Annotated in this window: 22 protein-coding genes; 2 read left to right on the top strand and 20 right to left on the bottom strand. The window is 70.1% G+C overall.

The features are described from left to right. Nucleotides 1–6: 6 nt before the first annotated feature. The 13 genes from GIS00_RS00945 to GIS00_RS00885 all read right to left on the bottom strand — a co-directional run bounded on the left by GIS00_RS00945 (nucleotide 7) and on the right by GIS00_RS00885 (nucleotide 15536). A complete protein-coding gene (locus tag GIS00_RS00945) occupies nucleotides 7–1191 on the bottom strand; it encodes a CaiB/BaiF CoA transferase family protein (RefSeq protein ID WP_154766561.1) in 1185 nt (394 codons plus the stop codon). Between the two features lie 94 nt (nucleotides 1192–1285). Further along, nucleotides 1286–1978 (bottom strand): ABC transporter ATP-binding protein, encoded by a 693-nt coding sequence (locus GIS00_RS00940; protein ID WP_322097318.1) that lies wholly within the window; start codon nucleotides 1976–1978, stop codon nucleotides 1286–1288. Continuing rightward, on the bottom strand, nucleotides 1975–2679 hold the full coding sequence (locus GIS00_RS28725) for an ABC transporter ATP-binding protein (protein ID WP_322097317.1): 705 nt from the start codon (nucleotides 2677–2679) through the stop codon (nucleotides 1975–1977). Before GIS00_RS28725 ends, GIS00_RS00940 begins: the two co-directional genes overlap by 4 nt. Continuing rightward, the gene (locus tag GIS00_RS00930; RefSeq protein WP_154766560.1) at nucleotides 2676–3878 is read right to left on the bottom strand and encodes a branched-chain amino acid ABC transporter permease; all 1203 of its coding nucleotides are present in this window, start codon (nucleotides 3876–3878) and stop codon (nucleotides 2676–2678) included. Before GIS00_RS00930 ends, GIS00_RS28725 begins: the two co-directional genes overlap by 4 nt. Further along, nucleotides 3878–4729, bottom strand: a complete 852-nt coding sequence (locus tag GIS00_RS00925; RefSeq protein ID WP_154766559.1) for a branched-chain amino acid ABC transporter permease — start codon at nucleotides 4727–4729, stop codon at nucleotides 3878–3880. Before GIS00_RS00925 ends, GIS00_RS00930 begins: the two co-directional genes overlap by 1 nt. Nucleotides 4730–4883: 154 nt before the next feature. Beyond that, nucleotides 4884–6146, bottom strand: a complete 1263-nt coding sequence (locus GIS00_RS00920; RefSeq protein WP_154766558.1) for an ABC transporter substrate-binding protein — start codon at nucleotides 6144–6146, stop codon at nucleotides 4884–4886. A gap of 181 nt (nucleotides 6147–6327) precedes the next feature. Continuing rightward, nucleotides 6328–7338 carry an EamA family transporter gene (locus GIS00_RS00915; protein ID WP_322097316.1) on the bottom strand — a complete coding sequence of 337 codons (1011 nt, stop codon included), beginning with the start codon at nucleotides 7336–7338 and terminating at the stop codon, nucleotides 6328–6330. Further along, nucleotides 7335–9260, bottom strand: a complete 1926-nt coding sequence (locus GIS00_RS00910) for an AMP-binding protein (protein WP_154766557.1) — start codon at nucleotides 9258–9260, stop codon at nucleotides 7335–7337. Before GIS00_RS00910 ends, GIS00_RS00915 begins: the two co-directional genes overlap by 4 nt. A gap of 39 nt (nucleotides 9261–9299) precedes the next feature. Next, the gene (locus GIS00_RS00905; protein WP_322097314.1) at nucleotides 9300–10115 is read right to left on the bottom strand and encodes an SDR family NAD(P)-dependent oxidoreductase; all 816 of its coding nucleotides are present in this window, start codon (nucleotides 10113–10115) and stop codon (nucleotides 9300–9302) included. A gap of 267 nt (nucleotides 10116–10382) precedes the next feature. Next, entirely contained in the window at nucleotides 10383–11714 is a 1332-nt protein-coding gene (locus GIS00_RS00900) for an MFS transporter (protein WP_154766556.1), read from the bottom strand. Between the two features lie 243 nt (nucleotides 11715–11957). Then, complete coding sequence (locus tag GIS00_RS00895) at nucleotides 11958–12923, bottom strand: acyl-CoA dehydratase activase (RefSeq protein WP_154766555.1); 966 nt, start codon at nucleotides 12921–12923, stop codon at nucleotides 11958–11960. A 40-nt stretch (nucleotides 12924–12963) separates the two neighbouring features. Beyond that, complete coding sequence (locus tag GIS00_RS00890; RefSeq protein WP_230312709.1) at nucleotides 12964–14298, bottom strand: 2-hydroxyacyl-CoA dehydratase subunit D; 1335 nt, start codon at nucleotides 14296–14298, stop codon at nucleotides 12964–12966. A 56-nt stretch (nucleotides 14299–14354) separates the two neighbouring features. After that, nucleotides 14355–15536, bottom strand: a complete 1182-nt coding sequence (locus GIS00_RS00885; protein ID WP_154766554.1) for a 2-hydroxyacyl-CoA dehydratase subunit D — start codon at nucleotides 15534–15536, stop codon at nucleotides 14355–14357. A gap of 188 nt (nucleotides 15537–15724) precedes the next feature. Between GIS00_RS00885 and GIS00_RS00880 the strand changes: the two genes are divergently transcribed. Together GIS00_RS00880 and GIS00_RS00875 are read left to right on the top strand one after the other, a co-directional pair. Then, nucleotides 15725–17338 carry an AMP-binding protein gene (locus GIS00_RS00880; protein ID WP_230312708.1) on the top strand — a complete coding sequence of 538 codons (1614 nt, stop codon included), beginning with the start codon at nucleotides 15725–15727 and terminating at the stop codon, nucleotides 17336–17338. A gap of 69 nt (nucleotides 17339–17407) precedes the next feature. Then, nucleotides 17408–17893: a MarR family winged helix-turn-helix transcriptional regulator gene (locus tag GIS00_RS00875; protein ID WP_154766553.1), complete on the top strand. Its 486-nt coding sequence runs from the start codon at nucleotides 17408–17410 to the stop codon at nucleotides 17891–17893. Here GIS00_RS00875 and GIS00_RS00870 read toward each other — a convergent pair. From GIS00_RS00870 to GIS00_RS00840, 7 genes are all read right to left on the bottom strand, one after another. Beyond that, complete coding sequence (locus tag GIS00_RS00870) at nucleotides 17880–18752, bottom strand: enoyl-CoA hydratase/isomerase family protein (RefSeq protein ID WP_154766552.1); 873 nt, start codon at nucleotides 18750–18752, stop codon at nucleotides 17880–17882. The genes GIS00_RS00875 and GIS00_RS00870 overlap by 14 nt on opposite strands. Nucleotide 18753: 1 nt before the next feature. Beyond that, nucleotides 18754–19566, bottom strand: coding sequence for an enoyl-CoA hydratase/isomerase family protein (locus GIS00_RS00865; protein WP_322097312.1), 813 nt, complete (start codon nucleotides 19564–19566; stop codon nucleotides 18754–18756). Between the two features lie 117 nt (nucleotides 19567–19683). Beyond that, a complete protein-coding gene (locus tag GIS00_RS00860) occupies nucleotides 19684–20502 on the bottom strand; it encodes an enoyl-CoA hydratase/isomerase family protein (RefSeq protein WP_154766551.1) in 819 nt (272 codons plus the stop codon). Nucleotides 20503–20507: 5 nt separating this feature from the next. Continuing rightward, nucleotides 20508–21266 carry an SDR family NAD(P)-dependent oxidoreductase gene (locus GIS00_RS00855; protein WP_154766550.1) on the bottom strand — a complete coding sequence of 253 codons (759 nt, stop codon included), beginning with the start codon at nucleotides 21264–21266 and terminating at the stop codon, nucleotides 20508–20510. Nucleotides 21267–21362: 96 nt separating this feature from the next. Then, nucleotides 21363–22289 carry a hydroxymethylglutaryl-CoA lyase gene (locus tag GIS00_RS00850; protein ID WP_154766549.1) on the bottom strand — a complete coding sequence of 309 codons (927 nt, stop codon included), beginning with the start codon at nucleotides 22287–22289 and terminating at the stop codon, nucleotides 21363–21365. Then, nucleotides 22286–23554, bottom strand: a complete 1269-nt coding sequence (locus GIS00_RS00845; RefSeq protein ID WP_322097311.1) for an acetyl-CoA hydrolase/transferase family protein — start codon at nucleotides 23552–23554, stop codon at nucleotides 22286–22288. Before GIS00_RS00845 ends, GIS00_RS00850 begins: the two co-directional genes overlap by 4 nt. A 2-nt stretch (nucleotides 23555–23556) precedes the next feature. Further along, nucleotides 23557–24753, bottom strand: a complete 1197-nt coding sequence (locus tag GIS00_RS00840; RefSeq protein ID WP_154766548.1) for a thiolase family protein — start codon at nucleotides 24751–24753, stop codon at nucleotides 23557–23559. Between the last annotated feature and the right edge of the window lies 1 nt (nucleotide 24754).

Below are 24754 nucleotides of genomic sequence, written 5' to 3'. Positions count from 1 at the left end.
GATCGCTCAGCGGTTGACATCCTCCGGATCCGGCTGCGCCAGGACGCCGTCGGACAACCAGGTATCGATCCGGTCGACGGTGAAACCCCAGTCCAGCAGGGCCTCACGGGTGTGCTCACCCGGAACGGGCGGCCGCGGTCCGGGACTCGCCGGGGTGCGGTCGAAGCGCGGCGCCGGCGCGGGCTGCACGATCCCGTCGATCTCCACCAGGCTCTGCCGCGCCACATGGTGCTCGTGCTGCCCCACCTCGTCGAGGTCGAGCACCGGCGAGACGCACGGCTGCAGGCCGAGTGCGGCGACTCTGGCCATCCACTCGTCCCGCGTGCGCCGGCGCACCGCATCCGCGACTACCTTCTTGAGCGCGGGCCAGGCCGCCCGGTCGTTCTGGTCGGGCAGGCCTTCCGGGAGCTCCAGCAGGATCACCAGGTCACGGTAGAAGTGTGCCTCGATGGCGGCACAGGACAACCACTTCCCGTCGGCGGTCTCGTAGTTGTCGTAGAACGGTGCGCCGCTGTCGACGATGTTGGCGCCGCGTGGGGCACGCCAGGTGCCCGTCTGCCAGAACCCGAAGAACGGCATGCCCAGCAGCATCGCGCCGTCCACCATCGCGGCGTCGACCACCTGGCCGCGGCCGGAACGGCTGCGCTCGAAGATTGCGGCGAGAACGCCCATTGCCAGCAGCATCCCGCCACCGCCGAAGTCGCCGACCAGGCTGAGCGGTGGGGTCGGCGGCTGGTCCAGCCGGCCGATCAACGACTGCATCCCGCTCATCGCGACGTAGTTGAGGTCGTGCCCCACCTCCTGGGCCATCGGGCCGCTCTGCCCGTAGCCGGTCATCCGGCCGTAGACCAGTCCCGGGTTGCGCTGCAGGCACACCTGCGGCCCGAGCCCCATGCGCTCGGTGACACCCGGGCGGAAGCCCTCGGTGAGCACGTCGGCCTGTTCCACCAGCTCCAGCACCAGCGCGACCCCGGCCGGGTCCTTCAGATCCACTGCCACCGAACGCCGCCCGCGGTGCAGGAGTTCCACCCGGAAGTCGGCGTTGGGGCCGGAGAGCACCGCCCCGTGGGCCCGGTCGATGCGCAGCACCTCGGCACCCAGGTCGGCAAGCAGCATGCAGCAGAACGGGCCGGGGCCCCACCCGGCCAGTTCGACGACCTTCATCCCCGCCAGCGGGCCACCGGTTCTCATGGGACCGATGATGGCAGCGCCGATCCGCTCCTTCGCATCGTGCGGTCCGCGCCGGTGTCGACTTCCCCACCGGCGGGACCCGGTGTCCACAGCCCTACAGGGCGATGAGCTCCTGCACCTCGCGATTTGCGAGATCGGCCACCGGTCCGCTGCCGACCAACTCGCCCTTGCGCAGCGCCAGGTAGCGGTCGGCGACCTTCTGGATCATGCCGATGTGCTGCTCGACGAGCAGCAGCGCGGTGCCGGTCTCCTGGATCTTCCGGAAGGCGGTCACCAGCTGGTCGATGATGACCGGGGCCAGGCCCTCGGTGGGTTCATCCAGCATCAGCAGGGTCGGCTCGGCCATCAGCGCCCGGGCGATGGCCAGCATCTGCTGCTCGCCGCCGGACAGTGCGGTGCCGGGCCGGGAGCGGCCACGCTCGAGGTTGGGGAAGAGTTCGAAGAGCCGAGCGGTGGTCCATTGGCCCTTCCGCCGGGATGCCCGGCCGAGCATCATGTTCTCCTCGACCGTGAGGTGCCCGAAGATGCGCTTGCCCTGCGGCACCAGGCTGACCCCGCGGCTGCTGGGCTCGTACCGTCGCCGGCCGAGAGGTGTCCCGTCGACCAGGATCTCACCGGTCACCGAGGGCACGCCGTACACCGACAGCAGCGCCGTGCTCTTGCCGGCGCCGTTGCGGCCGACCAGGCCGACGGTCTCCCCCGGCTCGATCGCGAACGAGACGTCCTGCAGCACCTGCGCTCCCGCGTAGGCGGCGGACACCGACCGGAACTCCAGGACCGGGCTCACGCGGCACTCCCCAGGTAGGCACGGACGACGTCCTCGTTGGCCCGCACCTCGGCGGGATCCCCGGAGGCCAGCACCCGGCCGAGATCGAGCACCGTGATGCGGTCGCAGGTGCGGAACACCCCGTCGACGTCGTGCTCCACCAGCAGCGCTGCGACCTCCCGCTCCTTGCAGAGGTCCCGGACGTGGGCGAGCATCCGCACCGACTCGTCCTGCACCAGCCCGGCGCACGGCTCGTCCAGTAGGACGACCCTGGGACGGCCGATCAGCGCCATCGCAAGGTCGACGGAACGCTGTGTCCCATAGGCGATCTCACTGCACACCCGGTCGAGGACCGGGACCAGGTCGAGTGCCGTCACGATCCCGTCCAGGTCGGTCTCCCGGTGCCGGTGGGCGATCATCTCCAACTGTGCCCGCACCGTCATCGAGCCGAAGACACTGGTCCGCTGGAAGGACCGCGAGATGCCACGGTGGCGCCGCCAACCCACCGGGCGTCGGGTGATCTCGACGCCGTCCAGCAGCACCCTGCCGGAGGTGGTCCGGGTGCGCCCGGAGAGGGCATCGATGAAGGTGGACTTGCCGGCGCCGTTCGGGCCGATCACACCGTGCACCACCCCCGGCTCCAGCACCACGTCCACGTCGGTGAGCGCCTTGACGGCGCCGTAGCGCACGGACACCTTCTCGGCGACGAAGAGGGCGGTCACCGCGCCACCTCCTGCGGGTCGATCGCGGCGGGTTCGTCGACGAAGGGGTCCTTCGCCCGGTCCTCGAGACCGGCCGGTCCGTCGGGAGCCGACGGCCCGGAACGTCGCCGGAGGATCCGGCGTGCGCCCCGCACCACCATGCCGACGATGCCGCCGGGCAGGAACATCAGCACCACGATCAGCACGATGCCCATGTACAGGTGCAGATTGCCGCCCGCGTTGAACTCGGACTGAGCGACGATGTAGAGCATGCCGCCCACCAGCGGGCCCGCCAGGAATCCCAGCCCGCCGATGATCGCGGCCGTCAGTGCGTCGCCGGCCTTGAGGAATCCCAGGGTGTCCGGCGAGACGTAGGCGGCGTTGAGCGCGAACAGCACCCCGGCGACCGATGCGACGAACCCGGACAGCACGAACGCGATCAGCCGCGGCCGGAAGGTGTTGAAACCGGAGAAACGCATCCGCTCCTCGTTCTCCCGCACTCCCTCCATGACGGTGCCGAAACGGGACCGTCCGACGAGCCACAGCACAAGGGCCAGCAGCACCAACGGGATCCACACCACGGGCCAGAACACGCCGCCCGCCATCATCTCCCGCGGCGTGTAGCCGAGGAAGTCGCCCTCGAAAGGGATCTGCAGACCGTCGTAGGCGCCGGTCCACGGGATGGCGACCTGCTGCACCGAGAACTGGTACAGCGCCTGTCCCAGCGCGAGGGTGAGCATCAGGAAGCCCATGCCGGAGGCCCGCACCACCAGCAGCCCCATCACCACCGACAGCACCGTCCCGGCCAGTACCCCGAAGAGAGCGGCCGGCAGCGGGCTCCAGCCCCATTGGGTGACCGCGATGCCCAGTGCGTAGGCCGACCCGCCGAAGAACGCGGTGTGTCCCAGGCTGATCAGCCCGAGATGCCGTGCCAGGAAGCCGATCGAGAGGGCGAGCATGGCCAGGATGAGGCCGTCGAAGAGGGTGCCGATCCAGAAGCGGTCCAGCACGATGTACGGCACGGCCAGGCCGGCACCGAGCAGCACCAGGGCGAACAGTGCCCCCCGCAGCACCAGCGGGCGGGTCAGCCCGGTCGCCGGCGCGGGGCGCAGGTGCCGGGCGACCATTCCGGACAGCCCGCCGTAGCGCGGCGGGCCCGGGACGGTCGGGGCATCGGCGGGGCCGGCCTCCACGGGTGAGATCGAACCAGGGGTGCTCATCACGCCTTCCTTCCGGCCAGACCGGCGGGTCGCCAGAGCAGCACGGCGACCAGCGCCGCATAGGGAACGAGAACGGCCACGCTCGGCAGCCAGATCGCACCGACCGTCTGCACGATGCCCAGCCCCATGCCGGCCACCATCGCGCCGCCGATGCTGCCGGCCCCACCGATCACGACCACGATGAGGACGGTGACCAGGATGGAGACTCCCATCGAGGGCGAGACCGAGACATAGGGTGCGGCAAGGGTTCCGGCGAGCCCGGCCAGGGCCGCGCCGACGCACACCACGATCAGGCTGACCTTGTCGACGTTGATGCCGAGGATCGCGGCGGTCTCGACATCGGTGCTGGCAGCACGGATGTGCAGTCCGGTGACGCTCCGCCTGATCCAGAGCACGAGCGCCAGGGCCAGCGCCAGCGCGACGCCGATCACGAAGAGGCGGTAGGTGGGGTACCCGACGCCGAGCACGCTGGTCGAGCCGTCCAGACCGGCCGGGGCACTCACCCCGAGCGTCCGCTCTCCCCAGATCAGCACGATGACCCGTTCGATCACCATGGCGATCCCGAAGGTGACCAGCCCGGTTTCGATGTGCGAGCGGTGCTGCAGCCGCCGGAAGAAGACCAGCTCCAGCAGCGCGCCGAGGACCGCGAGGACCAGCGGCGCGACGACGAGGGCCAGCCAGAAGCTGACGTTCGTGCTGACGCTGTAGGCCACGTAGGCGCCGGACATGTACAGCGCACCGTGGGCGAAGTTGGTCACGCCACGGAGTCCGTAGATCATGGACAGACCCGAGCTGAGGATCATCAGCAAGGACCCGAGGGCGATGCCGTTGAGCACCTGGGCGAAGTTCATCGTCGACTCCTGCACCCGCCACCGGCGTGCGGCGCGGTTGTGATCGGTGCCGTCCCCCGGCCGGATCCTCTGTGTGACAGGGTCTGTCGGCCGGGACGGAACCGGTGCGGACCCGGCCGCCGCGTCACCGCGGCGGCCGGGCGGCGGACTGCTGTCAGAGCTTGCACTCGGTGTTGACCGGGGGCATGATCGCCGCCCCGTCCGACTCGCTGATCAGGGTGAACCCGAGCTCACCGGCGCTGTCCTTCTCGACCTGCCCGACGTAGGACGGACGGATCAGCTGGTGGTCCCCGGCGCGCATCTCGACCGAGCCGACGATGCTGTCGAAGGTCAGGCCCTCCATGGCGGTGCGGACGGCGTCGACGTCGGTGCTGCCGGCCTTCTTGATCGCCTCGAACAGCAGCTGCGCGCCCAGGTAGTTGTCGGCCTGCACGTAGTAGGGCTCGGCACCGTCGTGGGCGGCCTTCCACGCCTCGACGAACTTCTTGTTCAGCTCGTTGTCCAGGCTCGGGTCGTACCCGACGTTGTTGAAGAAGCCGAGCACCTTGTCACCCAGCGCCGGGAAGAGCGGCTGGGAGACCATGTTGAAGCCCAGCACCGACTTCAACTGGGCCGGCAGACCGAACTGTGCCGCCTGGTTGACGAACGCGACACCGTCCGCGCCGTACTCGACGGCGAGCAGCGCGTCGGCGCCGGAGTCCTGGATCTTGGTGATGTAGGTGCCGAAGTCCGTGGTGTTGAGCGGGGCGTACTGCTCGAGCACCACCTCCTTGCCGGCCTTCGCCGCCGCTGCCTTGAACACCTCGGCCGAGGTGTGGCCGGTGGAGTAGTCGACGGCCTGGATGGCCCACTTCTCACCCGGGATCTTGTCGATCGCGGCGGCCATCGCGTTGACGTCCATGGTGGTCGACTGCACGACCCGGAACGCGTTGTCGTTGCAGTCCTTCCCGGACAGGCCGTCGTCCTTGCCGAGCGAGTTGATCGACAGGGCGCCGAGGGTGTCGAGCTGTGCGTTCAGCGCACCGTGTTCGGTGGAGGTCATGACAGCGCCGATGAAGGAAGCTCCGTCCTGGGTGACGGCCGCCTTCGCCTCGCGCAGCGTCGTCGCCGCGGCACCGTCGGTGTCCTTCTTGACCAGCTCGACCTGGCGGCCCAGCAGCCCGCCGGAGGAGTTGACCTCGTCGACCGCGAACTGCCAGGCGTCGACCGCGTCGGCGCCGAACTGGGCCAGGGCGCCACTGCTCGGGCCGATCACCGCGATCTTGATGGGGCCGTCGGCCGACGGTGCGGCGGAGCTTCCGCCGGCCGACGCCACTCCCGTGGTCGTGGCGGCATCGCCGGTCGAGGGGGTGCCGCAGCCGGCTGCGAGACCGGCGATCAACAGGAGCGACATCACTGCGCGGGACGTCTTTGTCACTGCCTACCTCTTCGGAGGGAATCGAGGAGCGCGCCATGGCTCCGGCGGGCGACGTCCGTCTGTGACGCCGCTCTCACCGACAATGGTCTGAACATTGACCCACAGGAATCCCCCATCGGGGGTGTTTCGCCACCACCAAGTGGGGGTGGCCGCAGTCCGACGGCGCCCGGCGGCGGCGGCTTCAGCGCTCCGCGACAGGCTGCACCCCGCCTGCCGCCGCACGTCCCGCGGGGCCAAGCGGGCGGTCGTCGACCGGAGTGACGTCCCCACCGTTGCGGCCGACGGGACTTCTGTTCCGACGCCGCGCGCGCTGCTCGGCGCCGATGACCAGCACCACGGCCAGTACCACCACCCCGCCCCCGACCAGCACCGCCGCCGTGACCGGCTCGTGCAGCACCACGGCCCCGAGCAGCACCGCCACCACCGGGTTGACGTACGCGTGCGTCGACACCACGGACACCGGTGCGTGCTGCAGCAGCCAGGTGTAGGCCGAGAAGCCGACGATGGAGACCACCACCACCAGGTAGGCCATCGCTCCCCAGCCGCGGACCGACAGGTGCGGATCGAACGGCTCGCCGGACACCAGGCCGGCGGTCGCCAGCGTCACCCCCGCCACGGCCAGTTGGTAGGTCGCACCGACCAACGGGTCGGCGGGCAGCGGGACCCGCGGCCGGATCCACGAGCCCAGGGACCAGCAGAAGGCCGAGACGAGCATGACACCGACGCCCAGCGCCGGCAGTGGCCCCACCCCGGCGCCGCCGCCGAGCACCAGCACCACCAGTCCGCCGAACCCGACCAGCACCCCCAGCAGACCGAGCCACGGCGGCCGGTCACCGGATGCCGTGCGCAGCAGCGCGATCCAGAGCGGCGCGCTGGCCACCAGCAGGGCCGCGCCGCCCGAGGACACCCCGTGCTGCTGCCCCAGAGAGGTCAGACCGTTGCCGATGGCCAGCAGGCACAGACCCATGAGGATGACCCCGGCGATCTGTCGACCGGAGAGTCGGAAGGACCGGAATCCCCGTCGCCACCAGACGTATCCGCCGAGCAGCACCGCGGCGATCAGGAAGCGGGCGCCCATGGCGGTCAGCGGGGGTGTCTCGTCGATGACCAGGCGGACCGCCAGGTACACCGACCCCCAGATGACGTAGACCAGGCCCAGTGCCACACCGATCTGACCCGGTCCTGCCCTCACGCCGGGGCGCCGGCCACGGAGACCTCCGACGCGAATTCGTACCCGCCCAGCCGTTCTGCCACCAGGCGCACCCCGGTGGGGTCCGCGCCGGCGGCGAGACGGACCCGGGCGGTCCGGCGCGCGGCGTCGTCGATGACGATCTCCGCGGCCACCCCCGGCAGCAGCTCGTCCAGCACGCTCCGCACCTCCGCCTCCAGCGCGAGGTTGCGCAGCGCGGGTTTGGACACCTTCCCGACCGGTGTCAGCGGCATCAGCTCGATCACATGCACATGCACCGGCGCGGCGGCCTGTTCCTGCACCCGTTCCCGGCAGAAGGCCTTGAGCTCCTCCGGTGTCGCGCCGGCGGCTGCCCGCAACTGCACGTAGGCCACCGGCAGCTCGCCCTTCGCCCGGTCCGGGCGCCCGATGGCCGCGGCGAACTGCACGGCCGGGTGCCCGACGAGCACCTCCTCGATCTCCTTGGGATCGATGTTGTGCCCGCCCCGGATGATCAGGTCCTTCGCCCGGCCGAACACCCATACGTAGCCGTCGTCGTCGATCATGCCGAGATCCCCGGTGTTGCCCCATTTCCCGGGCTCCGGAACGCCGCTCACATGGAAGTCCGCGTTCAGCGACTCGGGGAGGTACCCGGCCGTGACGCTCGGGCCGCCGATCAGCAGGACCCCGCGCTCGCCGGGCGCGCAGTCCCTGGCCCAGGACCCGTCCGGATGCAGTTCCACCACCCGGGCCGGGCTGTGCGGCAGCGGGCGGCCGACCGAACCGACCACCGGCTGCCGGCCGTCGTTGGGATGACCGGTGGTCGTGCCGTGGAACTCAGTGGCCCCCCAGTTCTCGCGCAGCCAGACCCCGAACCGGTCGTGGAACGCACGCACCAGGTCCATCGGCACCGTGCTGCCACCCACATGGAAATCGGTCAGCCGGTGTCCGGGCGCCGGCGTACCGGTGGCGGCGAGCAGCGCCTGGGCGGTGGTCGGGGTGGCCAGCAGCGAGGTCATCCCGTACCGGCCGGCGATCTCCCAGAAGTGCTCGATCACCTCGCGCGACCGGAACCCGACCGAGGTCAGCGTCAGCAGCGTCTGTCCGGTGACCAGCGCCCGGAGTCCCAGCGAGATCGTGCCCCCGCAGTGGAAGTTCGGCATGCCGTGGCCGACCACGCCGTCGCTCTCGTTGCCCATCAGGGCGCCCACGTTCCACGCGATGGACAGCTGGTGCCCCTGGCACATCCGCACCATCTTCGGGGTGCCGGTGGTGCCGCCGGTCGGCATCAGCATCGAGTCGCGCAGCGGGTCCTCGTCGACGGCAAGATCCCGGAAACGGTCGGCGAATTCGTCCCATCTGCTGCGCAGGTCCAGTGCAGGGTCCTCGTCGTCCAGCAGGAACACCTCGCGGAGCGAAGCCACCCGGTCCAGGAGCGCGGGCACCCCGCCCGGGACCTTCTGCTCCAGGATCCGCCGGTCGGTGACCAGCGCGGTGGCCGAGGTGGCGTCGAGCATCCGGACCAACGCGGAGTGCTCGAGGAACGGGTTCAGCGGCACGGCGATCCCCGCCGTCTGCGCCCCCCAGGTGGCGATCAGCCCCTCCGGCACCATCGGCAGCATGAGCGCCACAACCGGCGCGGCGTCCCCCGCCGCGTACCGGAACAGGCAGGCGGACCGTTCGATGCCCTCGACCACCTCGAGGTAGCTGACCTCGCGGTGCGGGGTCAGCAGGTCGGGCGGTTCGACGACGATCATCGCCGGTTTCCCGGGCCGATCGGCGGCGGCCTCCGCGATGCAGGCATGGATGGTGTTGCCCGGGCGCAGCTGCTCCGGGCGGTACATCTCGAGATCGCCGATGTCGTCGGCACTGCGCAGGCGAAGTCGGAACAGGTGGCGGGAATCCGGCCGGTCGATCGCCGGCCTCGCCACCGCAGGAACCGTCATGGCAGAGCTCCCTCTCCTGGGCGGGACCCGGACGCCGGATCAGGCGACCGAGATCCCTCCGTTGATGCTGATCACCTGACCGGTGATCCGGCGGGACAGATCGGAAGCCAGGAACAGCACGGTGTTCGCCAGGTCCTCCGGTTCGGTCAGTCCCAGATGTGCCTGCGACACGATCTTGTCGAAGATCTTCTTGCTGAACTCCAGGCTCATCGCCCGGTCGTAGGAACCGGTGTTGACGATCAACGACGGGGTGATGACGTTGACCCGCACCCCGTTCCGCTTCCCCTCGACGGCCAGTGTCCGGGAGAAGGTGACGATGGCGGCCATCGCCGCGCCCAGCACGGTCTCCCCCGGTGTCGGCACCCGCGCCGCGTCCGAAGCGATGTTGATGATCGATCCGCCGCCGCTCTGCTGCATGTGGGGCAGCAGCGCCCGGCTCATCATCAACGGCCCGAGTGCCTGCTGGGTCAGGATCGTTGCGACGTCGGCGAGCGGGATGTGGTGCAGCAGCGTGGGCTGGTACGGGGCGACGGTGGAGTTGACCAGTACGTCCACCCGGCCGAGCAGTCCGACGGCGGTGGCGGCGGCGTCCTCCACCATCACCGGATCGTTGGCATCCGCCGCGAGGAACTGCGGGTCCGCATCGGGCACCGCTGCGACGACTGCGCGCACCGCATCCTTGCCACGCTCCTGGTTCCGGCCGACCAGCACCGGACGACGCACGCCGGCCCGGGCGAACGCGATCGCGGTGGCCAGGCCGACACCCGAGGTGCCTCCGGTGATCACGACTCCGCGCCCGGCCAGGTCGAATCCGTCCGCGGCGACCGGCGGCGGGGGAAGATCGGGTGTACTCACGAGAACTCCTTGGGGACGTGCGTCGTTGATCGTCGCGAACGGTGCGGTGGCGCGGCTCGGTCGCCGGACGTGCACGGCTCCCGGCAAAGCCGCTTTGGTCAAACCATTCGCTATTTGATTCTAGCAGTGCCGGATGCCTACCACCATCCGGCAGGATCGGTGGCCCGTGACCGACTTCCTCTCCCGCACAGTGGATCTCGTACGGCAGGGACTCCCCGGGCGCACCCGGCCGGAGGGGGCCGGGTGCGCCCGGGGATTGCTACCCGGTCAGCCGGCGAGGACCGACTGCGGGTCCTCGGTGGGTGCGCCGGTGCGCCGACGGTCCCGCAGCACCGTACTGGCGGCGGCCCCACCGAGCAGGCAGAAGGCGAAGCAGGCGATGGCGATGGTGAACACGCCGAGCGGGGACTTCTCCAGCGACACAGCGACCAGCGGGGCGAAGCCGGCGATCAACCCGGCCATCTGCATGCCGAACGAGCCGGCGGTGTAGCGCACCTCGGTCGGCAGGCTCTCGGCGATGAAGGCCGGGAAGATGCCGTTCACCATGGCATGACCGACGCCGGCCACCAGCAGCATCGCGACGAGCACGAAGCCGACGCTGCCGCTGTCGACGGCCGTGAAGTACAGGAACAGCAGGGCACCCTCGAGCAGCAGACCCACCGTGATCAGTTTGCTGCGCCCGACGCGGTCCGAGAGTGCGCCCCAGACCGGGTTCATCACCACGATCGCCAGGTTCGCGGCGGCGATGATCCACAGCATCGAGGTCTTGCCGATCCCTGCGGAACCGGTCGCGTAGGACAGGCTGTAGACGGTGATGACGTACCAGATCGACATCATCCCGGCCATCACGAGGGTAATCGCCACGATCTTGCCGGGGTGCTTGGTGAAGGCCTCGCGCAGCGGCGCCCGCACCCGGCCGGATGCCTTCGACTCCTCGAAGTCCGGCGTCTCCTCCAGCCCGTAGCGGATCAGGATCCCCACCAGCACGATCACGGCACTGCCCAGGAACGGCAGGCGCCAGCCCCAGGACGAGAAGTCGTCGGAGGGCATCAGTGTCACCAGGGAGAAGACGGCGGTGGCCAGCAGCGTGCCGGCCTGGGCGCCCGCGGTGGAGAAACTCCCGAAGAATCCGCGTCGGTGGGCCGGGGCGTGCTCCACCGAGATCAGCACGGCGCCACCGAGCTCGCCGCCGACCGCCAGCCCCTGGCAGATCCTCAGCAGCACCAGCAGGATCGGCGCAAGGGCGCCGACCGACGAGTACGTCGGCAGCAGGCCCATCAGCACGGTGGCCCCGCCCATCAACGCGATGGTCAGCAACACCGAGGTGCGACGGCCGATCTTGTCCCCGATGTAACCGAACAGCAGGCCGCCCAACGGTCGGGCGACGTACCCGGCGGCGAACGTCGCGAAGGACAGCACCAGCGCGACATGGGAGGTCACGCCCTTGAAGAACAGATCACCGAACACCAGCGCGGCGGCGGTGCCGTAGGCGACCAGGTCGTAGTACTCGATCACCGACCCGAAGAAGGCCGCGGTGGCCGCGCGTTTCGGACTGGTCCTACGGGCGGGACGACCGGCGGATGCGACGTCAGTGGGCATGGCTGGCTCCTGATCGATGACGGGCGGTGGATCCGGCAGTGGACCCACCGTGGGCGGTGCGGACGACCACTCCGTCGTCCGCGGTACCTGCTCGGTGATGTCTTCGCGGTGCTGTATTGCGGCGGCGCCTGTGTTCCGGTCGAGCTGCGGTGGTGGTGCGGTCGTGCGTTGCAGAAGTGCGACGAATCCCGATGACCCGGGTGCTGGACGCACCGACATCTTCTTCCGATCAGTGTTTCTCGGTCAGCGGTGTGAATGGATGGTGAGCCGCAGTGGGGTCGCCGCAGCGGCGTGTGCGCCGGCATCGTGCGCACCCGGCGTCGACGTCGATCCGCCGTTCACCAAGGCGCAGGTGGCACAGCCCGGTGCGGCGCGCACCGGGAACTCGACGTCCGACCCGGGTTCCGACCCGTTCGCTCCGTAGGTCTCCAGGGCGAGCAGGGCGGCGCCGTAGGCGCCGGTCACCTGGGGGTCGGCCGGCACCCGGACATCGGTACCGAGCAGGTCGGCGAGGAACTTCACCGCTGCCGCGTTCTTCGCGACCCCACCGGTCATGACCACCGGGGATCGCTTGCCCACCTGGGCGACCATGCCCAGCGTCCGGGCAGCCACCGCCCGGTGCACGGATGCGGCGATGTCGGCGGGTTCGGCACCCTCGGCCAGCAGCGAGACCAGTTCGGTCTCGGCGAATGTCGCGCACATGCTGCTGACCTCGAGATCCCTGGTCCCGCGCAGGGCGAGGGCGCCCAGGTCGTCGACATCGACCTCGATGGCTCGGGCGAGCACCTCGAAGAAGCGTCCGGTGCCGCTGGCGCACCGGTCGTTCATGGCGAAGTTGTCGACCAGGCCCTCGTCGTCCACGGCGATCACCTTGCTGTCCTGCCCGCCGACGTCGATCACCAGCGCCACACCCGGGCACATGGCCGCGACACCTCGCGCATGACAGGTGATCTCGGTGAAGGTCCGATCGACGCCGGGCACCAGGCGGCGGCCGTACCCGGTGCCGATGGTGCCGCTGATGTCGTCCCGGACCAGCCCCGCCGCCAGGAGCGCACCTTCGACGGAGCGCCGCATGCCCTCTTTGCTCACGGCGCCCATCTGGACGACGTTCGAGCCGACGATCGCGCCGCGCTCGTCGACGATCACCGACTTGGCGGTGGTGGACCCGAGATCCACTCCCAGGTAGTACTTCCCGACTTCGGTGACCATGCGTTCCACCACCTCTCCGTTCCTCCGACGCCTGCGGGTGTCAGGCCAGTGCCCGGGCACGGCGGACGTCGATGCCCTCGAGCATGGCGACCAGCCGGCTCTCCAGGATCTCCTCCTTGTAGAAGGAGGCGTCGGCCACGTCGCCCTCGAAGAACATCGACGGGATGCCGAGTTCCTTCTGCGCCGATTTCGCCAGCAGGTGCTGAGGATTGGTGAAGGCCCGGCAGGTGCGGGTCGAGTGGAAGACGATCCCGTCCACGCCGTAGTCGGCGCAGTCCCGGTTCGTCAGGTACTTGAGCGTCCGGACCCCGTGGTTGGTCGGGCACAGCAGGTAGTGCTGGGCCATACCCCGGATCGGGTCGTCGGTGTCGATCAGGTGCGGCTCCTGCCAGAACGCATTGTGCGTGTAGCGCCCGCAGACCACTGCGACGTCGTACTCGGCGAACTTGCGCGCCAGGTAGCCGAGCTTGTTCCAGTTCATGATGCCGTCGAAGTAGAGGCGGTAGCGCTCGTTCGCGATCCCGGGCACCCCGTCCGCCAGCCGCTGCGCGACCTCGTCCCGCACTGCCTGGAAGTAGGCGACGAGCTCCGGGCCGGCCGGCAGGAAGTTGATCGGCGCGATGCTGGCGATCCAGTCCCAGTAGGTGGCCGGGGTGGGCGCGGCCTTGCACATGGCCATGGCCTCGCGGCGCAGCTCCGAGGCCTTCTTCACGTACGACATGACCTCGCGGAGCCGGTCGAAGTCGAACTTCCGTCCGGTCATCTGCTCGACGAACCGGATCAGGTCGTGCAGCTGGTCGGAGACGTAGGTGGTCGCCTCCTCCCACTCCTGACCTCGCAGGTAGCCGGCATCCGGCTTGTTCCCCCAGAGGAACGGCAGGGACACGTTGAAGATGGGGACGTCCTTGCCGAACACCCGGTAGGAGATCTCGTCCCACTGCTGGCCGGTGCTGCAGCCCGCGTAGGCATTGACGAAGAAGTCCGGTGCCGGCAGCCGGCTCGCCAACTCCCGCTGGTCGACCATGCCGACGACGCCCGAGTTCTCCTCCTCGCGCGCCTGCTGCGTGAGGACCGCGCAGCCGAGATGGGTCCGGGCGTAGCTGCACAGCTCGCCGACGTAGCCGTACTCCTCGCCGGCCAGCTGGGCCGGCTTCTCCAGGTGCTGGGCGGCCAGTCGTGCCGAGAACGCCTCGCCGTGGCACCATTCCAGCCCGGCGGCCTGGAAGATGACGTTGACCGCGGAGCCGTTGTACCAGACCACTTGCGCCCCGCGTTCCCGCGCGGTGAAGATCCTTTCCCAGTAGGCGCTGGTCATCGCGCCGGCCAGCGCGGTGGAGCCGAGCCTGTTCATCGGGCTCGCGACGGCGGTGCTCATGGGCTCGGTTCCTCTCGGGTGCTGGTGGCGTCGGGATCAGGTAGTGGCATGGGGGGTCAGACCAGGACGGCCTGGCGCCGGCGGATGCGTTCCAGGAGCGCCTCGATCCGGGTCCGCATGGACTCCAGCGGCATCCCCTCGTGCTCGGTCTCGATCAAGAGGTGCGGGATACCCTTGCTGTCCAGAGCTTTTCGGAGCTCCGGGTAGTAGAGCATGTGCGGCTCGCAGAACTTGGCCATCAGGACGATCAGGCCCTCGGCGCCGCTGCCGTCGAGCACGTCGAGCAGGTAGCCGTCCCAGTCGACGTCGTGCTGCACCCGGGTCGGGCAGGGCACTGCGACGTTGCGCGCCAGGTACCACAGCGCCATCGCCTCGATCGGGTCGTCGGCGTCCGGCACGTCGGCGGCGATCCAACGGGTCCCGTGGAACAGGTCGTCGTCGACGACCTGGGCGCCGCACTCCTCGATCAGCTCGAGCAGCTCGGTCCGCGGGGCATGGCAGAAGTGTCCGGACAGGTGGACCTTGATCCGACCGCGCTGCCGCTCGGCGGACAGGCCGAGCTGCAGCACCTCCTGCAGCAGGGCGATGTGTTCCGCCCGGTCCATGACCATCCCGGACTTCACGAGGACCTGCAGGTGGGCCGGCGAGAAGTAGGCGTTGCCGGAACGCCGCTCGTCGTAGAACCGACGCAGCAGCCGGCGCTGCTCGTTGAACAGCTCGATGCTGGCCCGCAGGTCGTCGTCGTGGATGTCGTGTCCGACGAAACCCGCGATCTCCGCACGGAACGCCGCCATCTTGCGCTGCACCTTGTCGATCGCCCAGGTGCTGCCGATGGAGGTCTCCAACTGCCCGAAGTAGACCGGCGTGTCCTCCTCGAACTCGCGGGTGACGTCGACCGCACCCAGCAGCTGGATGCAGTGGTCGGCGTTGTAGAACCCGTCGTAGATCGACAGCCTGCCCTTGGCGGCCTGGTCGGCGATGTTCCGGGTGTATCCGCAGTAGAACTCGGTCAGCAGGTTGCGGCCGACGGTGATCGTCTCCCGGTTCTCCTGGATCAGGACCGGCAACAGGCCTGCGGCATGGGCGATCTCGGCGGGGAAGTTCATCGGGAAGGCCCCGATGACCCGGCCGCCGGTGCGCTGCTTCCATTCCCGGACGTAGGCGTCCGGGTCGCCGGCGACCGCGGTCAACCGGGCGATCGCCCGACCGGGAACGACCCGGTCCTCGATGTCCACCATGTGTTCCGACCTCGCTGTCCACACCGTCGTCGACCCGTGCGGCGGCGGCGCACTGGTTTGGTCCGACAGTTGGTGACCGTACGCCAGGATGTTGTCCCGGTCAACGACTTGTCCCGATGTTCCGGAAGTCCAGATTTTTGGTCGGACCATCTGTACATCGGACCGCATCTCGGCTAGCGTCGCCGCCCATGATGCGATCCACGTCACATCGACCTGCCGACATCTCCCTTCCGCTGATCGAGACGACCGTTCCCGGGGTGCTCGCCTCCGCGGTCGCCACCTGCCCGGACCGGGTGGCACTCGTCGATGCCGTGGCGGCGCCGGAGGCGCGACGGACCTGGACCTACGCCGAGCTCGATGCCCAGGTACGACACATCGCGCTCCTGCTGCTGGATCGGTTCGCACCCGGCGAACGGGTCGCGGTGTGGTCGCCGAACAGCGCGGACTGGGTGCTGCTCCAGCATGGCGCGGCACTGGCCGGGCTGGTGCTGGTCACGGTCAACCCGGCGCTGCGCGAGTCCGAGGTCCGGCACGTGTTGTCGAACTCCGGTGCCGCCGGGGTGTTCGCCGCCGGCGAGTACCGCGGGTTCCGGCCCTACCAGGCCGTCGTCGACATGCAACCGGACCTCCCCGATGTGCGCCAGGTGGTCTCGTTCGACGACTGGGCGGGCTTTCTCGGCGGGACGCCCGGCGCGCACGAGCTGCCGGAGGTGACACCGGACGATCCCTGTCAGATCCAGTACACCTCCGGGACAACGGGTTTCCCGAAAGCCGCGCTCCTGCACCACCGGGGCCTCGTGAATGCATCGCGGTTCGTGGCCAGGGGCGCCGGCGTGACCGACGGCGCGGTGTGGGTCAACTCCATGCCCATGTTCCACATCGGCGGCGGCGCCCTCACCGAGCTCGGGACCTTCACCCACCACGGGACCTACGTCCTGCTACCGGCTTTCGACCCTGCACTGCAGCTCGAGTTGATCGAGACCTACCGCGGCACCATCATGCTCGCGGTCCCCACCATGCTGGTCGCGATGCTCGATCATCCGGACGCCCGCACCCGGGACCTCTCGTCCCTGGGGACCGTCATGTCCGGCGCTTCCTTCGTGCCCGCCGAGCTGGTCCGGCGCACCACTTCCGCGTTCGGGTGCGGTTTCTCGATCCTGTTCGGGCAGACGGAGATGCACGGTGTGATCAGCCAGACCCGGCTGTCCGACAGCCCCGAGGACATGTCGGAGACCATCGGCGCACCTCTGCCGCACGTCGAGGTCGCCGTCACCGATCCCGCGACGGGCGAGGTGGTGCCGACCGGTGAGCCGGGCGAGATCTGTGTCCGCGGCTACCAGACCATGCTGGGCTACTTCGGCGACGGGCCCGCCACCGCCGCGGCGCTGTCCGACGACGGCTGGCTGCACTCCGGTGACCTGGGCACCATGGACGAGCGGGGCTACCTGCGCATCGTCGGCCGGCTGAAGGACATGGTGATCCGTGGCGGGGAGAACGTGTACCCGGCGGAGGTGGAGCAGTTGCTCTCGACCCATCCGGAGGTCCGCCAGTCCGCGGTCATCGGCCTGCCCGATCCGCACTGGGGAGAGGTGGTGGCGGCGATCGTGCAGCGGGCTCCCGGATCGGAGGTCACCCCGGAGTCGCTCCGGGCCTTCTGCAAGGAGCGGCTCGCCTCGTTCAAGGTGCCCGGGGTGTGGTTCTTCGTCGACGAGTTCCCGGTGACCGCCACCGGGAAGATCCAGAAGTTCCTGCTCCGCGCCTGGGCGCTGGGGCAGCCCCCGGCCACGGCCGTCCCGGTCTGACCGGAGTCGACACCACCCCAGGAGCACCGCCAACCGCTCGGCGACCCGTGCGCCCTCTAGTGTCGAGTGGTGCACCCACCGTCCGACGAGGATCTCTTCCGCATCGAGCGGGCGATCGGGCATCTGGCCCGCCGGGTGCGCACCTTCGGCCGCCGGTCGGCCGGCGACATCCACCCCGGTCTGTCGACCGCCGCGTTCGGCCTGCTCCGCCGGCTGGTGGAGTCGGGCCCGGTCCGGAACCGGGACCTCACCGAGGTCTTCGGCATCGACAAGGCCGCCATCAGCCGTCAGCTGGGGCAATTGGTCCGGATGGGCCTCGCCGAGCGGTTCCCCGATCCGGGCGACCGGCGGGCGCCGCTGGTCGCGGCGACCCCGGACGGCGCGCGGCGGGTCGACGACATGCTGCAGCGCAGCCACCGCATGCTGCGCCTGCAGCTCTCGTCCTGGACCGAGGCGGAGATCGAGAACCTGCGGTCCGTGCTGGAACGGTTCAACACCGACGAACCACCCCTGGACGCCGGCGACGCACCCCAGGGTGACGTCAGCGGCCGGTGAAGACGGGTGCTCGCTTCTCCTTGAACGCAGACAGGGCCTCCGGCATGTCACTGCCTCTGGTCAGCAGCGCCTGTCCCCGGTTCTCCAGCTCGAGAGCGGCCGCGTAGGAACCGATCTCCTGGTTGCGGTGCAGGGCACGCTTGGACATCCGCACCCCACCCGGCGAGTTCGCCGAGATCTGTCCGGCGATCGTCAGGGCCTCGTCCATCAGGTCCGCCGAGGGCACGATCCGGTTGACCAGGCCGATGCGCTCGGCCTCGTCGGATTCGACCATCCTGGCGGTGAAGGCCAGCTCGGCGGTGCGTGCCGGCCCGATCAGCCGTTGCAGCAGCCAGGAGGTTCCCAGATCACCGACGGAGAAGCCGATCCGGGTGAAGGCCGCGGAGAACCGCGCGGTCGGTGCGGCCAGCCGGATGTCGGCCGCCAGGGCGAGCGCCATGCCACCTCCGACCGCGGCGCCGTGGATCGCCGCGATGATCGGGAACGGCGACTGCCGCAGGGCCGCGATGCCCCCGGTGGCCATCTCCTGGAAGGCCAGGAACTCCCGGATCCCGTAGGACGGCAGCACGCCCACCTCGTCCAGGTCGAAACCTGCGCAGAAGACCTTCTCCCCCGCCCCACGCAGGATCATCGCCCGGGCGCCGGTGTCGCGCAGCGCGTCGGCGACGATGCCGAACTCCTCGAACATCCGGATGGTCATGGAGTTCATCCGGTCCGGCCGGTCGATCGAGAGCACCACCACGCCACCCGGCAGCACCTCCAGCGACAGCGTCTCCAGCTCCGGCGGGGTGTAGTTGCGCAGCACGCTCGTCTCCTCGGTCGTGGACTTCTCGGGCGTGGACAGCTCAGGCGTGGACATCTCAGGCTCCGGTGAACTGCGGGGCGCGCTTGGCCTTGAACGCGGCGAGGGCCTCGGCCATGTCCGCGCCGCGGGTGAGGAGCGCCTGGCCCCGGTTCTCCAGTTCCAGGGCGGCGCCGTAGCTGCCGATCTCCAGGTTGTTCTGCAGCGCCCGCTTGGACAGTTGGATACCGGCCGGGGAGTTGGCGACGATCGCCCGGGCCATCGACAGCGTCTCCGGCAGCAGCTCGTCGGCCGGCACCACCCGGTTGACCAGGCCGATCGCCTCGGCCTCCTCGGCCCCGACGATGCGCCCGGTGTAGGCGATCTCGGCCGTCCGGGCCGGTCCGATCAGCCGGGGCAGCAGCCAGGAGGCGCCGAGGTCCCCCGCGGAGAGGCCGATGCGGACGAAGGCGGCGTTGAACCTCGCCGCCGGCGAGGCCAGCCGGATGTCCGCGCACAGCGACAGCGACAGCCCGCCACCGGCGGCCGCGCCGTTGACGGCGGCGATCAGCGGCTGCTTGATCCCGCGCAGGGCGGACAGGCCGCGGGCTGCGAGTTCCTGCTGGTCCAGCATGCCCATCGCGGTGAGTCCGGGCAGCTCCTCGGCGTCCTCGAGGTCGTAGCCGGCGCAGAACCCGCGCCCGGCCCCGGTCAGCACGAGCACCCGGGTCGCCGGCTCGGCGTCGACCCGCCGGGCGAGCACCTCGAACTCGCGGAACATGGTGTTGTTCATGGCGTTGAGCCGTTCCGGGCGGTGCAGCGTGGCCACCACGATGCCCTCGTCCGGCCGGTCGATCCTGATCGTCTCGAGCGACGCCGCCCAGTCGGTCACGTTCTCTCCTCGGTGGTGCTGCGGCCCGCCGGGTCCGGCGGGCGGATCTTCAATGGCGCCACAGGTACGTCCGCCAGGACGGTATCGACCTCCGGCTGTCGGTCTGCGGTCCGGACGTCAGCCGAACCGGGGCGCCCGTTTGCCGACGAAGGCGGCGATACCCTCGGCCGCCTCACCGGTCTCGAACAGTTCCTGCTCCTGCGTCACCTCGAAGGCCAGCCCCTGCTCCAGCGGGAGGTCCGCGGCGGCATCGACGGTCCGGATGACCGCCTGCTGCGCCGGCAGGGACATCCCGCGCAGGCCCGCCACCAGCTCGAGTGCGTGCTGCAGTGCCGTGCCCGCCGGCACCAGCCGGTCGACGAGCCCGATGACGTGCGCCTCCTCGGCGGGCACCTGCCGGGCGGTGAGCATGATGTCCAGCGCACGGCCGCGGCCGACCAGTCGTGGCAGTCGTTGTGTCCCACCGGCTCCCGGGATCAGCCCGAGGCGCACCTCGGGCAGCCCGAACGAGGCGTCGGCGCCGCCGACCCGGAGTGTGCAGGCCATGGCCAGTTCCAGGCCGCCGCCCAGCGCGAGCCCGTCGACGGCGGCGACCGTGATGCGGTCGGCCGAGGCGAGCCGGTCCAGGGCGCCCCGCAGCCGGTTGCCGTAGGCGAGGAACCCCTCGGCATCGGCCTCCGCCATCAGCTTGATGTCGGCCCCGGCGGCGAAGAATCCGGGCAGCGCGGAGGCAACGACGACGTACTTGACGCCGCCGGCGGCGTCGGCAGCGTCCAGCGCGGCGTTGATGCCGTCGATGATCGGTTCGCCGAGCGCGTTGGCCTTGGGGCGCTGCAGCGTGATCACCTGCAGGTCGCCGTCGATCTCGTGGGCCACGGCAGGCACGGGGGCACCAGCCGCGGCGGAGGGGCCGGTGGTGGTCGCGGTGGAGGTCATGCCGCTCACGCCATCGTCAGGCCGCCGCTGACGGACAGCGTCTGGCCGGTGATGAAGGACGTGGCGTCGGAGGCGAAGAAGGCCACGGCGGTGCCGACGTCCTCGGGCCGCCCCAGTCGCTTCATCGGGACCGCGCGGGTCATCCCGCTGATCACCTTCTCGGCGTCCTGGCCGGCGTTGTCGGCGAACTTCCGCAGTGCCGGGGTGTCGGTGGGTCCGGGGCACACCGTGTTCACCGTGACGCCCTTGGTGGCGACCTCCCGGGCGAGGGTCTTGGTGAAGGCGATGATCCCGCCCTTGGCGCCGGAGTAGACGGCCTCGAGGGACGATCCGACCCGGCCGGCGTCCGACCCGATGTTGATCACCCGGCCGTACCCGCGCTCGATCATGCCGGGCACGACGTTCCGGATCATCCGCAGGGCGCCCTTGAAGTTGATGTCCAGGATCTTGTCCCAGAACTCCTCGGTGGTGTCCAGGAACGGCATGAAGTCGTCCCAGCCTGCGTTGTTGACCAGCACCTCGATCGGGCCGAGTTGATCGGCGACGGAGGCGATGGCGGCGGACACCGACGCGGTGTCGGTGATGTCGATCCGCACCACCACCGCTTCACCGCCCGCCTCCCGGATGCCGGCCGCCGTCTTCTCCGCCGCCTCGATGTTCAGGTCGGCGATGGCGACCCGGAACCCGGCCGCGCCGAGGGCGTCCGAGATCCCCTTGCCGATGCCCTGGGCACCACCGGTGACGACTGCGACGCGATTGCTCATGGGACTGGCCTTCTTCTCTGCTCGTGACTGCGGTGTGGGGACGGCACTGTCGGATTGCTGTGTCGGACCGTGCTTCTCGTGCTGTGCGGGGGAAGGTCAGTGACCGACGACGTCGACCCCGGGGGTCCAGTTGATCGGGCCGGAGACGATGGAGTGGCTGGTCAGTTTGCGGCCCAGCACCTGCTGCGCCTCCCGCGCCGAGCCGATCACCACGTCCAGATCGACCCCGGTCTGCACGTCCATCTCGTGGAACATGCTGACCAGGTCCTCGGTCGCGATGTTGCCCGTCGACCCCTTCGGTACCGGGCACCCGCCCAGTTCACCGAAGCTCGACTCGAAGCTGCGGCAGCCCGCCTCCAGCGCCGCGTAGGCGTTCGCCAGACCCTGCCCACGCGTGTTGTGGAAGTGCGCCGTGACCTCCACCCCGGGCAGCCGCTCGATCGCCGCCGCGAAGAACTCGTTCGCGTACTTCGGGTTGCACATCCCGGTGGTGTCACCGAATCCCAGCTCGGTGGCGCCGTGCTCGGCGAACCGCTCCGCCAGATCCAGCACCCGCGACATCTCCACCTTGCCCTCGTACGGGCAACCGAACGACGTCGCGATCACCGCCGCGCACGTCAGGTCCTCCGCCACGACCCGCTTGACCAGCACGTCGTTGTCGGCCATCGACTCCTCGACCGTGCGGTTCACGTTCTTCTTGTTGTGCGTCTCCGACGCCGACACGAACAACGCCACCTCGTGGAAGTACTCCCGCTGCACCAACGCGTTGTCCAGCCCCCGTGAGTTCGGCACCAGCACCATCAACGACACCGAGTCCGGCACATCGATGCCGTGCAGCACCTCCACCCCGTCCGCCAACTGCGGGATCACGTCCGGCCGCACGAAGCTCGCCACCTCGATCCGGGAGAACCCGGCCCGCCCCAGCCCGTTGATCAACCGGATCTTGTCCGCAGTCGGGATCGTCTCCGGCTCGTTCTGGAACCCGTCCCGCGGACCCACCTCGCGGATCTGCACCGTTGTCATGACGCCGTCTCCTTCGTCCTTCTGCTGGTCCCGCCGGCCGCGGTCGCGGCCCATGCCTCCGACAGCTCCCGCCGGTGTTCGGGCGCTGCGATCGCGATCAACTGCTCGGCCCGCTGCTCCGCGGTGCGGCCGCGCAGGTCGGCCACCCCGTGCTCGGTGACCACGTGGTCGATGTCGGCGGCCACGGTGGTCGGGGCACCCTGGGCCAGCGTGGCCCGGATGGTCGAGGCGTCCCGAATCGTCGAACGCAGTGCGATGACCGACCGGCCGCCGCCGTGCGCGGCGGCCCGGCTGAAGTCGACCTGCCCGCCGATGGCACCGACCCAGTGTTCGCCGACCCGTTCCGCACCGACGTCGCCGTTCAGGTCGACCTCGAGCGCCGAGTTGACGGCCACCAGGGACCGGAGCCGGCCGAGCACCTGCGGCGAGTGGGTGTAGCTGGACGGCCGGAACTCGATCGGCAGGCCGCCGATCCGGCCGTACAGTTCCGGGCCGCCGAACGCGGCTCCGGTGATCATGAGCCCGGTGTCGATCTCCTTGCGGGCGCCGGTGAGTGCGCCGCTGTCGAAGAGCCGCAGGACGCTGTCGCCGATCAGTCCGGTGTGCAGGCCGAGGTCCCGGTGTCCGGTCAAACCGTCCAGGATTGCACCGGGCAGCGCACCGACACCGATCTGCACGGTGTCGCCGTCCTGCACGAGACCCGCGACGTGGGCGGCGATCCGCTGTTCCACCTCGCTCGCGGCCGGCTCCGGCGCCTGCACCAGCGGCCGGTCGGTGCGGATCGAGGCGGTGAGGCTGTCGACGTGGATCCGCGGGGCACCGGCCGTCGCCGGCATCTGCGCGTTGATCTCGGCGATCACCGCGCGGGCGTGCGGCAGAGCGTCCGCGATGTAGTCCACACCCAGCCCGAGCGTGCACCAGCCGCCACTGTCCGGCGGCGAGACCTGGATCAGGGCAACATCTCCCGGCAGTCGCCGGGCGGCGAACAGGCCGGCCAGCGCCGAGTAGTGCGCGGGCACCACCTCGAGCCGCCCGGAACGGGCGAGCCGCCGGAGCTCGCCCAGACCGCCGTAGGACACCACGTGCAGCTGTTGCGGCGGGTCCTGGGTGAGTCGCCGGTGCAGCGTCATGCCGACGAACGCCCGGATGTCACCGATCTCCGCGACCTGGTCGAGGAGGGCGTCCACCAAGGGGGTGGGCTCGGCGCAGGTCTGGTTCCAGAACACGCCGTCGCCGGCGGCCAGGAGCGGGCGGAGGTCGATCACGATCAGATCCGCTGCAGCAGGGTGGCGGTGCCGAGGCCGCCGCCGCAGCACATGGTGACGAGCGCGAGTTCGACGTCCCGCCGCTCCATCTCGGCGACCGCCGTGGCGATGAGCCGCCCGCCGGTCGCGCCGACGGGGTGGCCGAGCGCGATCGCCCCGCCGTTGACGTTGACCCGGTCCGGGTCGGGCTTCAGTTCCTGCTGCCAGGCGAGCACGACCGAGGAGAACGCCTCGTTGACCTCGAACAGATCGATGTCGGTGATGTCGAGTCCGTTGCGCTCCAGGATCTTCCGGGTGGCGGGGATCGGCCCGGTCAGCATGATGATGGGGTCGACCCCGACCGTGGTCTGGTCGACGACCCGCGCGCGGGCCCGCAGCCCGTACTCCTCGACCCCGTCCCGGGAGGCCAGCAGGACGCCGGAGGCGCCGTCGCAGATCGGGGACGAGCTACCGGCGGTGATCCTCGCGTGCTCACCCTGGCGGAACACGGTGCGCAGACCGGCGAGCGTCTCCACCGTCGTACCGGGGCGGACCGTCTGGTCGGACGTGCGCACGGCGCCGTCCAGGTCCCACGGCAGGATCTCCGGTTCGAACCGCCCGGCGGCGATCGCGTCGGCGGCCAGCGTGTGCGACCGGGCCGCGAACTCGTCCATCTGCAACCGGTCGATGCCCCACCGGTCGGCGATCAGCTCGGCGCTCTCGCCCTGGGTGACGAAGTCGTACCGCTCGCGCAGGGCCGCCGGCCAGGGTTCCCCGAACAGCTCGGAGATCGCCGCGGGCGAGTTCATCGGGACGTGCCCCATGTGCTCCACGCCGCCCGCGATCACCACGTCGTGGGTGCCGGAACCCACCAGGGCGGCGCCCATCTCGACGGCGGTCTGCGCCGAACCGCAGCGGCGGTCGAGGGTGACGGCCGGCACCTCGGCCGGGAAACCGGCCTGCAGCCAGGCGTTCCGGCCGATGTTGCGGGACTGCTCGCCGAACGGCGCGGTGCAGCCGATGATCAGGTCCTCGACGGCGGCGGCGGGCAGATCGGCGCGCCGCAGCAGTTCGGCGTAGACGGCGCCGAGAAGTTCGTTGGGATGGGTGTCGCGGAACCATCCCTTCTCCGCGTGCGACCGGCCCATCGGGGTGCGGACGGCCTCGGCGACCAACACCTCACGGGCGGTGCGCCGGAAAGGTCCACTGACGCGGGCCATC

This window comes from Nakamurella alba (genome assembly GCF_009707545.1).
Lineage (GTDB): Bacteria > Actinomycetota > Actinomycetes > Mycobacteriales > Nakamurellaceae > Nakamurella > Nakamurella alba.
Note: the sequence above shows the minus strand (reverse complement) of the source record. Positions and strands in the feature narration are given on the sequence as shown.